Raw genomic sequence first — 12,157 nt, forward strand, 5'->3', positions numbered from 1 at the left:
CGTGTCAACGACCATGTTCCGGTGCCGGGTCCGTATCAGGTCCGCCAGCGTGTCTGGCGCATCGTCGCCAAGCGTTCTGTGGTGACGGCAGGCGCTATCGAGCGGCCCATCGTATTCCCGGGCAATGACCGTCCGGGCGTGATGATGGCGTCCGCCGTGCGTACTTATGTCCATCGTTTCGCGGCGATGCCGGGCCGCAAGGTCGCGCTGTTCACCAACAATGACGACGGCTGGCGCACGGTCGAGGCGATCCAGCAGGCGGGCGGCGACATATCGGCCGTGATCGATCCGCGCGGCAAGGTGCCGGCGGAATACCAGGCGCTGGCCGAGCTCTCCGACCTGCGCGTGTTTTCGGGCGGCGTCTCGGACGTCAAGGGCGGCGTCGATGGCGTGCGCGGTGTCGTCGTCACGGACAACAATGGGCGTACGCAGCAGATCGATGCCGATTGCCTCGCGGTTTCTGGCGGCTGGAACCCGAATGTCGGGCTGTCCTGCTTCCATCGTGGGCGTCCCGTCTGGCGCGACGATATTGCCGCCTTCGTTCCCGGGGATTCGCCGAAGGGCATGACCACTGCCGGTGCCGCCAATGGCGAGTTCTCGCTCGGCGCCTGCCTGCGCGATGGTCATGCTGCGGGTGCCGCAGCTGCTGCCGAATGTGGTGCATCAGGCAATGCTGGCGAAGCCTCGGAAGCCGGTGACGAGGTCTATGCGATCTCACCGCTCTGGCACGTCAAGGCCAAGGGCAAGGCTTTCGTCGACTTCCAGCACGACGTCACCGCCTCAGACGTGACGTTGGCACAGCGCGAAGGCTTCGAGAGCGTCGAGCATCTCAAGCGCTACACCACGCTTGGCATGGCGACCGACCAGGGCAAGACCTCCAACATCACCGGTCTCGCCATCATGGCCGAAGCCACCGGCCGTACCATCCCGCAGACCGGCACGACGATCTACCGTCCGCCCTATGCGCCGGTGGCAATCGGCGCGCTGGCCGGCCATCACCGTGACGAGAACTTCCATGCCTGGCGGCTTACTCCGTCGCATCACTGGGCTGCTGCCCGGGGCGCGGTCTTCGTCGACACCGGCCTTTGGAAGCGCGCGCAGTGGTATCCGGAGCCTGGCGAAAAGGACTGGCTGGAGTCGGTGACCCGCGAAGTGCTGGCCGTGCGTCACGGCGTCGGCTTCTGCGACGTCTCCACCCTCGGCAAGGTCGACGTCCGCGGTGCAGACGCCGGCACCTTCCTCGACCGCGTCTATATCAATGCCTTCTCGTCGCTTGCCGTGGGCAAGGCGCGTTACGGCCTGATGCTGCGCGAAGACGGCATCGTCATGGACGACGGCACGACCTCACGTATCGCCGAAGACCACTATTTCCTGACCACGACGACCGCCAAGGCCGGCCCTGTCATGGCGCATCTCGAATTCTGCCGCCAGGTTCTGTGGCCCGAACTCGACGTTCAGCTGTCGTCGGCTTCGGATCAATGGGCGCAGTTCTCGATCGCCGGACCCAATACCCGCAAACTGCTCCAGGAACTCGTCGATCCGTCCGAAGACATGTCCAACGAAGGCTTCCCCTTCATGGGCGCCCGCGAGGTCAAGCTGCGCGGCGGCGTCACCGCTCGCCTGTTCCGTATCTCGTTCTCCGGTGAAATCGCCTTCGAAATCTCCGTCCCGGCCCGCTATGGCGCTGCCATGGCGCAAAACCTGATGATTGCCGGCCGTGACCTTGGCGTCACGCCCTATGGCACCGAAGCACTTGGCGTCATGCGCATCGAAAAGGGCCACGTTGCCGGTCCAGAGCTCAACGGAACGACGACCGCCGACGATCTCGGCCTCGGCAAGATGATGTCGAAGAAGAAGGACTTCATCGGTCGCGTCATGGCTGGCCGTGAAGCACTGACGGCACCCGACCGTCAGGTCGTCGTCGGCATCAAGCCGCTCGACCAGAAGCGTCGGCTGCGCTCCGGTGCGCATGTCGTTCCCAAGGGAGCGATCCCCGGTCCGGAAACCGACCAGGGCTACGTCACCTCGGTCTGCTATTCGCCGATGCTGGAACAGTGGATTGGCCTTGGTCTGGTCGAACGCGGTCGCGAGCGTTTCGGCGAAATCGTGCGCATCCACGACCCGTTGCGCAGCGAAGACTACGAAGCCGAAATCTGCAATCCAGTCTTCTACGATCCAGAAGGAGCGCGCCAGCGTGGTTGATTATCTCTGGAACACCCAGTCGCCGCTGCAGAAGGCGCTTGTTCCCGGCCGCCATGGCGCAGCCGGTGCACAAGCCGGCGTGACGCTGAACGAGGTGCGCGACATCGTGCTGGTGCAGGTCATGGCAAGGCGCGGCAAGGCAGCGGAAGCCGCCAAGGCCGCCAAGAAGCTGTTCGGCATCGAGGCGCCGGCTACGCCCAAGGCTGTCAGCGGTAAGACGGCGACGCTGATCTGGTCGGGCCCCGATCAGTTCACGGTCATTGCGCCCCGGACCGACGAGGCGTCGCAGCTTGCGGCCATGGCGCAGGTCTTTGCCGGATCAGCATCTTTGTCCGACCAGTCGGATGGCCGCTGCCTGATCCGGATTTCAGGCCCGCGTGGCCGCGATGCAATCGCCAAGTTCTCGTCGCTCGATCTGCACGACCTGGCCTTTCCGGTCGGCGCTGCTGCAAACACCTCGGTCGACCACACGGCGGTGAATCTGTGGCGCGATGCAAATGGCGCCGACGGTCACCCCGTTTACAACATGCTGGTGTTCACCAGCTTCGCCGACAGCCTTTGGCATACCATCGTGGACGCGTCCCTGGAGTATGGCGTCGAGGCGGCAAGCGCCCGGGCGGCATAGGCCGCACCATTCAAACAAACAGAAAAGCCCCGTCCGACCGGACGGGGCCTTTTTTTCTATTGGTGCGATGGTTCACGCTCCAAACGGGACGCTCCTAACCTCGCCATTTCTCCCTGTAATCCCATCCGGCTGCTTCGCCGCGATCGGGGCGCCGGCGGTACTTCGACGTCGACAAGCGACACCGACGGCTGAGCGATCTTGCGATCAGCTAAAGGGTCGATGGGTGGATATTTCGAGCCATTCCCAACCGGAAGTCGAAAGAACAGTACGCGGGCGCTGCAAACGGCGGCCGCCCGCTCTACTGCAATAGCGAGTGGAGCATGTCTTGGCCGAACAGAGGGGTCGCAAGGGGCTGTTCATCAGAACTCAGTATCGCGATGCCTGCGACGACGATCGGGGTAGGTCAACCTTTACAACCTAAGCATTTCTCTGGATCGCAGATCCGGGGGGGGCGCGAAGACTTGCCGCCCGATGACCGCGCTCACACGCGAAAATGCGCTGGCCTTGCGCAACTGGCTCACCTAGCCGTCAGGCGCGCGTCAACGCTCGACGCATTAGAAATCGACTTTGATGGCCACGCCTTTCGCTAACGCTAGGTCAACCACGGCAGACGCTACGGCAAGATCCTGAAGACCCACTCCCGTCCCGTCAAACAAGGTGATTTCCGTAGCAGAGATGCGGCCGGGATGGTCTCCGTTTATGACCGCGCCGATCTCGACGATCTCGGCGGCAGCGAGCAACCCTTTCCCAACCGCATGTTGAGCCTCCCCAATTGTTACCGACTGTTTGGTCTCATCCGTAAACACTGTGGCGGCTGCGACGAGGTCAGTCTCAACTTCTTGCTTGCCCCTTGTGTCGGTTCCCATGCAAGCCAGATGAGTGCCTGGCCGCACCTGATTTGCCATTAGGATCGGGGCAAAAGACGAAGCGATGGTAATGATCACATCCGCCTCCGCTCCGAGCCGATCGAGGTTCACTGCTTCAAATGGGATGTTCCTCTCTGCAGCTACGGCCTCGAGCCGGCTCAGTGCCTGGGGATGGCGATTCCAGCCCACAATCTTTTCAAACGGTCGCTGCTCAAGCGCGGCTCTTAGCTGGAAAACGGATTGGTGCCCCGCACCAATTATTCCGAGGACCTTCGCGTCCTGTCGAGCTAGATATTTGATCGAAACGGCCGACGCAGCAGCGGTCCGTAGCGCTGTCAAAAGGTTGCCTCCCACCATGGCGCGACAACGTCCAGTATCAGCGTCGAACAAGAACACAGTTGACTGATGGTTGGGCAGTGCCTTCTCGAAATTTCTTGGCCAGAAACCGCCTGACTTCAGGCCGAGTGCCAGGCTCTCGCGATCAAAACCTGACTTAAATCCATAAAGAGCATCCGCATGACCAATGGCCTCCCGGATGACAGGGAAGTTGTAGGCAGACTTTCTTGCCATCGCCGCGAAGACCTGCTCGACCGCCGTAAAGCAGTCCGTAGCCGAGACAAGCCCACTGATTTCACGTTCAGGAACAATTATCATGAACAAACCTTTCGAAGAAGGCGCCACCGCTGGCTTCGGGTTCAGTAGGCCTTGCCACGAGCCGAAACCGGCCAAAGCGTTTCGACTTTTCCGTTACGGACGCCGACATACCAGTCATGGACGTTGCAAGTCGGATCGCAATGCCCTGGCACCAGACGCAGCTTCTCGTTGATCTGGAGTACGCCGTTTGGATCGTCGATCACTCCATGCTCATCCGAGCATTTGATGTATTTAACGTCGTCGCGTCCATATACGAAAGGCAGGCCGCTATCGACCGACTGGGCCTTCAGGCCGGCATCGACGACTGCCAGATTCGGCTTGGCATGGCTCATGACTGAGGTCAGGATGAACAACGCGTTCTCCCATTCGCCCTGGTCGATACGCTTGCCATCCTTGTCCTGGATGCGGCCGTAGTCGGCGTCCATGAATGCGTAGGAGCCGCACTGCAGCTCATTGTACACGCCCGAGCTCGACTCGAAGTAGTATGAACCTGTGCCGCCACCCGAAACTAGCTCAGGCTCAAGGCCAATGGCCTTGAGACCCGCGACGGCATCGGCAACCTGCGCAATGGCGAGGTCAAGCTTGGACTTTCGTTGATCATAGCTGTCCATGTGCTGCATCGCGCCCTGATACGCTTGCAAGCCTGCAAACTTCAATCCGGGGGCGATTTCGATCGCCTTGGCGATCCTGATTACTTCCTCAGTTGTTTTGACGCCACAGCGGCCGGCGCCGCAATCGATTTCCACGAAACACTCGATGAGAGCGTTTTGACTCTCCGCAGCAGCGGACAGGTCGGCCACGTTTGTCAGATCATCTACACAGACGATCACGCGAGCGCCGTATTTCGGCAGCCGGGCCAGTCGATCAATCTTAGCCACGTCACGAACTTGGTTGGAGACCAGTATGTCCTTGATCCCGGCACGCGCGAAGACTTCCGCCTCTGAGACTTTTTGACAGCAGACGCCAACTGCGCCACCCAGTTCCATCTGCATCTTCAGCACATCGACCGACTTGTGCATCTTGCCGTGCGCACGATGACGCATTCCATGGGCCTTGGCATAGTTGCCCATCTTCCTGATGTTTCGCTCCAAAGCATCGAGATCCAGTATCAGGCAAGGTGTCTGGATATCAGCCTCGGCCATTCCGGGGAGTGCTGGGACGTCGTAACCGACTTCAAGGCCGGCAAGCATTGCGGTTGAGATCATGGTTCTCTCCTCAATTCCAAGGAAGTTTTTCGAGGTCGACGTTGCCGCCGGTAATGATGATGCCGACGCGCTTGCCGGCAAATACCTCAGGATTTTTCAGGACTGTCGCCAAAGGCACAGCGCTCGAAGGCTCCATCACTATCTTCAAACGCTTCCAGATCAGCTTCATTGCATCAACGATCTCCTGCTCGGAGGCAGTTTGAATATCGGTGACGTAGTTCCTGACGAAGTGCCACGTGAGCTCTTTCAGCGGCACTTTTAGACCATCCGCTACCGTGTCTGGTGCGTCGTCCGCAATGATGTGTCCTGCCCTGAAGCTTCGATACGCATCGTCGGCCTGCTCGGGCTCGGCAGCATAAATTTTCACTTGCGGCGCCAGATGCGAAAGCGCCAGGCAAGTGCCCGAGATCATCCCGCCGCCACCAATGGGCGCGACCAGAGCATCCAGGCTTTCAACCTGCTCGATCAGCTCGGCCGAACATGTCGCCTGGCCAGCGATAACACGATGGTCATTGTAGGGATGGACGAATTCGGCTCCGGTCTCACCGACCACTTCGGCGAAGACCTTTTCGCGGCTCGACGTTGATGGCTCGCATTCCACCACACGCCCACCATACCCCCTGACGGCGTCCTTCTTGGCCTGAGGCGCAGTCCGCGGCATGACAACCGTACAGGGAATTCCGCGCCGGCCGGCGGCATAGCTGAGACAAGTGCCATGATTGCCGCTGGAATGGGTTGCAACACCCTTTTTTGCCTGCTCGTGCGATAGGCCGAAAACCGCGTTCGCCGCGCCACGAGCTTTAAAGGCTCCCGCCTTTTGAAGATTCTCGCATTTGAAGAACAGCTCGGCTCCGGTCAGTTCATTCAGGATGCGCGAGGTCAAGACCGGCGTGCGGTGGATGTAAGGGTCGATCCGCTCGCGCCCCGCCAGCACGTCGTCCAATGTCGGAATGTACATGGATGTGTCCTCGTCACGAAGCTATCTTCTGAGCGTGGCCATTGCCCCGGCGATAGTAGTTTTGCGCCGCTGCTACGCCTGAGCCGAGGCTGATAGGCAGGCCAACATCAACCAGAACCATCTCGGCCGTCGCAATGCCCGACAGGGCCATCACATCGGTAAGGCTACCCAGATGGCCAATACGGAAAACTTTGCCCGCTACGTCACCGAGCCCGGTTCCGAACGCTACGCCATATGCTTCAAGGGCATGGCTAACGATCCTGTTCGCATCGATCCCATCGGGCACGCGGATGGCGCTGACAGTGTTCGAGTAAAGCTCGGGCCGAACTGCGCAAAGTCGCAATCCCCAAGCGGTCACTGCCTGACGAATGCCTTCTGCTATGCGATGATGGCGGGCAAAGACATTGTCGAGCCCCTCTTCGAGCAACATCTCCGTGGCAAGTTTCAGCCCATTAAGCAATCCTACCGGTGGGGTGTAAGGGTAACCGCTGTTCGCATAGCCCTTGGCCATGTCACGAACATCGAAGAAAGTCCGGGATAGTTTTGCCGTCTTGACTTCCTCAAGAGCTCGAGGCGAAAACCCGACGATGGCGAGGCCCGGCGGTAACATGAAGCCTTTCTGGCTGCCGGTGACTGCGACATCCACGCCCCAATCGTCCATACGAAAATCCATGGAACCGATGGAGCTTACGCCATCGACCAACAACATTGCAGGATGCTTAGCCTGATCGAGAGCCTTGCGTAGAGAACCAATGTCGGACCGCACACCTGTTGCGGTTTCATTGTGCGTTGCAAGAACAGCTTTAATCTGATGGCTCTTGTCTCCGGTCAGAATCTCCTCGAATGCCTGGATGGGAATGCCGTCACCCCATTCCTGTGGAACGACGATCACATCGAGGCCGTGGCGCTGGCACATGTCGATCCAACGATGGCTGAACATGCCATTGCGGGTCGCAAGGACCTTGTCACCTGGAGACAGAAGGTTTGTTAGAGCGACCTCCCAGCCGCCGGTACCGGTCGAGGGAAAGACGAATATCTCAGCCGTCGCTGTTTTCAGTACTTTTTTGACGCCTTCAAGGGCGGGGTGGAGGATCTTGCCGAATAGTGGGCTGCGATGGTCAATTGTAGGCATGTCCACAGCCTTGCGAAGCAAGTCGGGAATGTTAGTCGGACCGGGAATGAAAATTGGATTTTGGGTGCTCATGATCAGCTCCTCCTTGTCGAGGTACAGCTATCATTCAGTTGGCGCGGCGTAAATTTTTTTGAAAAAATTTTTCTTTTTAGAGTTTGTGGCGTTTTCTGTATATATTTCAGTATCTTAGTATTTTTTATCGCCACAACAATTCTTTCATTTAGTGAATTATTTTTGCTCTACAGGCGACTTTTTCCGGTGAGATTGCCGACATTTGGGCAACAGAGCAGACCGCGGTTGGCGTTGCGTACGGCTTGTAACCGCGAAGTAGGCAACGGCGTCTGACCGCACGCCTGCCTCACGGGATGGTGCTTAGCTCCTCGGTTCAGAAGCAGAGCCCGGCTCTCAGGCCGGGAAGCACAATGCCTTAGGACTGGATCGGCCACGTGCCGAGGTGCCGCAGGAAAGTGAGAGAAGGGCGGGTTTTCCGTGACGGGTTGAGGTCGGAGGAGAGGCTTCCGGCGCCGTCAGGGAGGTTTCTGCCATGAACACGCAAGTTCTCGATGCCAGTCGCCAGCTCAATGGTGGCTTCAAAGTGGATGTCACGCGCGGCGAGCGCGTCGGCCGTGTCTCGTCGGAATGGTTCTCGCGGCCCGACGACGAGCGCTTTCTATCTCTGAACGATCTGGCTCATACTGTTCGTGCGCGATCCGAAAGCAGCCGCACCCGGACCGTCGAAAGTGAGCGCATCCAGGTCGAGGCGAGCCGGAGCGATCCGGAACGGCTGAGGCTTGTCCTCCCCGGTGCGGAATTGCCCATCACCCCGACGCATTGGAGTTTCGGACAACTCGCAAGCCTCGTCGGAGCGCCCGCGGCCTATCTGCGCCAACTCCCCGCTTCGCTGGCCGGCATAAACCTGCAGTACGGTTTCGCAACGCATCGTGCAGAGCAAGTGAAGACGCTTGAGACGGGCGACGGGCGCGTGGAATTGCGTGCCGTCACCGGCCCGGACTACGGCCGCATCTACGACCACGAGCTCGTCGAGGCTGTCCAGCGCATCGCCGGCAACGGCACCGGGGACACCCGATGGAAGGTTCCGGGCGTGCTCGACTGGTCAACTGGCATCTATAATCCCGGTGTCGACATCACCAAAGACACAACAACGCTTTATGCCTCGGACCGAGATGTCTTCATATTCCTTGTCGACGATCTCAATCCGATTGAGGCAGGCAAGCTTCCGGATGGCTCGCCCGATCTCTATTTCCGCGGCTTCTACTGCTGGAATTCAGAAGTCGGTGCCAAGACGCTGGGAATTGCGAGCTTCTATCTCCGCGCTGTGTGCCAGAACCGAAACCTCTGGGGCGTCGAAGATTTTGAGGAAATCACCATCAGACACTCAAAATACGCCGCCTCCCGATTTGCACATGAGGCAGCGCCCGCACTTCTCAATTTCGCTAACTCCTCGCCGGTACCCTTCATCAACGGCATCAAGGCATCGCGTGAACGGATCGTCGCGCGTAGCGACGACGACCGCTCTGAGTTCCTGCGCCGGCGCGGCTTCTCCAGGGCCGAGACTGCTAAAATCATAGACACCGTGCTGATCGAGGAAGGCCGCCCGCCCGAAAGCATTTTCGATTTCGTGCAGGGCATCACGGCCGTCGCGCGAGACAAACCCCATCAGGATGGCCGCCTCGATATGGAGGCGAAGGCCAAGAAGCTACTCGATCGAGCCGCCTGATCGTTACTGCATTCCGGGAGCCCATCCGGACTTCCCCTTGGTGTCTTACCGGCTCGCTGGCTGTGTGGTGCTGCCCTCCAGAGGAAGAGGGCGGCGCTTCGCTTCGTGACGGATTTCAGATCCGAGAGAGAGCTCTCGGGGTCCGTCATGGAGAACGACCATGACCAAAGCTGCCAAGAAGAAGCCCGCCGTCGCGTTGATCGTCTTTTCGCAGTCGCGCGACATTCCGTTCAACCGGATATTCCTGTCGGAGAGCAATGTGCGTGAGGTCAACGTCGAAGAAGGTCTCGACGAACTCACCCATGACATCGACCGACGCGAGGACATCGTGCAGGGTCTCAATGTCCGCGCCATTGTGGACGCCGACGGCAACGAGACCGGCGATTTCGAGACGCCGGCGGGTGGGCGCCGCTACAGGGCCATTGCGCGACTGGTGGAAGCCGGCCGCTTTCCAGCCGACGGTCCCGTCCCGTGCCTCGTCAAGAAGGCCAACGCGAAGACATCCGCCGTCGATGACTCGCTTGCGGAAAACACTGTGCGTCTCGCCCTGCATCCCCTCGACCAATTCAAGGGATTCAAGCGCATGCTGGAAAATGGAATGTCGAAAGAAGAAATCGCCGACGCCTATCGCACCACGCCGCGCTACATCACCCAGCGTCTGCGTCTCGCAACGGTGGCGCCGACCCTACTTGACGCGTATGTGCGCCAGGAAATGACGCTCGCAATGCTCGAGGCATTCACCGTCAATCCCGATCATGGGCGACAGGAGCAGGTCTGGGAGCGCATCTGCGGTTCTTGGCAGAGAGAGCCATGGCAGATCCGTCGCATGCTGACCGAGACGACGGTCCCAACTACCGATAAGCGTGCTCGCTTCATCGGCATCGACGCCTACAAAGCCGCCGGCGGCATTGTCCTGCGTGATCTCTTCTGTGACGACACCAGCGGTTGGCTGGAGGATGTCCCCCTCCTTGACCGCCTCGTCGATGAGAAGCTGCAAGGCTTGGCAGATGAGTTCGCAAGCGAGGGCTGGAAGTGGATCTCGGCGTCCGTCGAGCTGCCTTATGGCCATGCCAACGCCCTCCGCAAACTGGCCGGTTTGACTGAGGCACTCAACGAAAAACAGAGCGCGAACTGGAAAGCACTGCGCAACGAACATGACGAGCTCGAAGCCGAGTACAGCGATGCTGACGAGCTGCCCGAGGCCGTCGACCAGCGGCTTGCTGAGATCGAAACAGCACTCTTGGCCTTCGAAGACAGGCCCGTGAAGTTCGATCCCGCCGAGATCTCGCGCGCTGGTGTCTTTATCAGCATCAGTCGCGAAGGCGAGCTTGTGGTCGACCGTGGATACGTCAGGTCCGAGGACGAGGCACCGATCGTAGCCGATAGCACAGGCTGTGAGGCTGGCGGCATCGAGGACGATACCTGGCAAGCCGTCGATCGGGACGGCGTTCAGCGCACCGTCATCTCCATCGGCGGCCAACCGGCCGACCAGGAGGATGAGGACGACGGCGGCATTAGGCCCCTTCCCGAACGCCTGGTCGGCGAACTCACCGCCCACCGCACGCTCGCGCTGCAGAACGCGCTTGCCGAAAATCCCCATGTCGCAATGACAGCCTTGCTGCATCGCATGGTTATGGAGCGCTATCATTTTGCGGCTCCAACGGGATGCCTGGAAGTCTCGGTACGCCAAGCCTGTTTCGCGGCACAGGGCACAGATCTCAAGGACACATCGTCCGCCAAAGCGATCAGCGAGCGTCACGACGCATGGAAGTCCGACCTGCCCTCAGACGAAGGCGCACTCTGGGACTGGATCGCCGCACGCGATGACTCTACCCGGATGGCCCTGCTAGCCCATTGCGTCAGCTATGGTGTCAACGCGATCCATGAGCGCCCAAGCCCTTATGGCGGTTCCGGCCCGACCCCGCATAGCCTTGGTAGCCGTCTCGCTGGCGCGGACCGCCTGGCGCGTGCGACCGGTTTCAACATGGTGACCGACGCCAACTGGAGGCCGACCGTCGACAACTATCTTGGCCGGGTCACAAAGACCCGCATCCTTGCAGCTGTTCGCGAAGGTGCGGGCGAGCGTGCCGCGTGGCTCATCCAGCATCTGAAGAAGGGCGACATGGCGAAGGAAGCAGAGCGCCTTCTTGCGGATGGGGGATGGCTCCCCGAACCGCTGCAACTCCTCGGCGCGACCGACGTCGAAGAAATTGCGGCAGACGGTGACCTAACGGCTATGGGCGAAGATGGCGGTAGCCATCACACTGGGACCGAGGAGGATCCTCCCATCGCGGCCGAATGAAGCAACCCAGCCCAATTTCTGGCCCGCCGGCGACGGCGGGCCAAATCTTTTGAGGTCTATCATGGTTGAGACGCCACGCGATCTCGCTACTCGCCTTGCAATTCGCGTTGAGGCAGTGTGCCGGACTTATCTGTCAAATGGACATCGTCAAGGTCGCTATTGGCTTGTAGGCGACGTCCGAAATGCGCCTGGCCGCTCCATGTTCGTCCGTCTGAAGGGACCGGGATCAGGAAACGGAGCTGCGGGAAAGTGGACGGATGCCGCGACCGGCGAGCACGGTGACCTGCTCGACGTCATCCGCGAAAGTCTTCACCTCATCGACTTCAGGGACGTTGCCGAGGAGGCAAGATCATTCCTGTCCATGCCATCTCCTGACCCGAGCAAATGGATCGGCGATCATGTACCAGCACCGCGGGGATCGACAGAGTCCGCACGCCGCCTCCTTGCCATGACGCGGCCTGTCGGGCGAACCCTC

Annotated in this window: 8 protein-coding genes and 1 pseudogene; 5 read left to right on the plus strand and 4 right to left on the minus strand. The window is 60.0% G+C overall.

The genetic code is table 11. The features are described from left to right. Positions 1-2,202: glycine cleavage T C-terminal barrel domain-containing protein (locus tag HNQ95_RS32690; protein WP_182576193.1), on the plus strand; the 2,202-nt coding region annotated here is incomplete at its 5' end. Then, complete coding sequence (locus HNQ95_RS32695; RefSeq protein WP_182576192.1) at positions 2,195-2,827, plus strand: sarcosine oxidase subunit gamma; 633 nt, start codon at positions 2,195-2,197, stop codon at positions 2,825-2,827. The genes HNQ95_RS32690 and HNQ95_RS32695, both read left to right, overlap by 8 nt. 554 nt (positions 2,828-3,381) lie before the next feature. Here the strand turns inward: HNQ95_RS32695 and bhcD are convergent. Genes bhcD through bhcA form a run of 4 tightly spaced genes read right to left on the minus strand, consistent with a single transcriptional unit; the run spans position 3,382 to position 7,714 of the window. Further along, positions 3,382-4,347, minus strand: a complete 966-nt coding sequence (gene bhcD, locus HNQ95_RS32700) for an iminosuccinate reductase BhcD (protein WP_182576191.1) — start codon at positions 4,345-4,347, stop codon at positions 3,382-3,384. Positions 4,348-4,388: 41 nt separating this feature from the next. After that, on the minus strand, positions 4,389-5,552 hold the full coding sequence (bhcC, locus tag HNQ95_RS32705) for a 3-hydroxy-D-aspartate aldolase BhcC (RefSeq protein WP_182576190.1): 1,164 nt from the start codon (positions 5,550-5,552) through the stop codon (positions 4,389-4,391). Between the two features lie 10 nt (positions 5,553-5,562). Then, complete coding sequence (gene bhcB, locus HNQ95_RS32710) at positions 5,563-6,510, minus strand: beta-hydroxyaspartate dehydratase BhcB (RefSeq protein ID WP_182576189.1); 948 nt, start codon at positions 6,508-6,510, stop codon at positions 5,563-5,565. 13 nt (positions 6,511-6,523) lie between these two features. Then, on the minus strand, positions 6,524-7,714 hold the full coding sequence (bhcA, locus tag HNQ95_RS32715) for an L-aspartate--glyoxylate aminotransferase BhcA (protein WP_182576188.1): 1,191 nt from the start codon (positions 7,712-7,714) through the stop codon (positions 6,524-6,526). A 472-nt stretch (positions 7,715-8,186) separates the two neighbouring features. Between bhcA and HNQ95_RS32720 the strand changes: the two genes are divergently transcribed. The 3 genes and pseudogenes from HNQ95_RS32720 to HNQ95_RS33490 form a co-directional block, all read left to right on the plus strand. Then, positions 8,187-9,380, plus strand: coding sequence for a DUF932 domain-containing protein (locus tag HNQ95_RS32720; protein ID WP_182576187.1), 1,194 nt, complete (start codon positions 8,187-8,189; stop codon positions 9,378-9,380). Between the two features lie 160 nt (positions 9,381-9,540). Next, a complete protein-coding gene (locus HNQ95_RS32725; RefSeq protein ID WP_182576186.1) occupies positions 9,541-11,682 on the plus strand; it encodes a ParB/RepB/Spo0J family partition protein in 2,142 nt (713 codons plus the stop codon). 61 nt (positions 11,683-11,743) lie between these two features. After that, positions 11,744-12,157 (plus strand): annotated as a pseudogene (locus HNQ95_RS33490) (hypothetical protein); the annotation flags it as partial.

The organism is Aminobacter ciceronei (assembly GCF_014138625.1).
Lineage (GTDB): Bacteria > Pseudomonadota > Alphaproteobacteria > Rhizobiales > Rhizobiaceae > Aminobacter > Aminobacter ciceronei.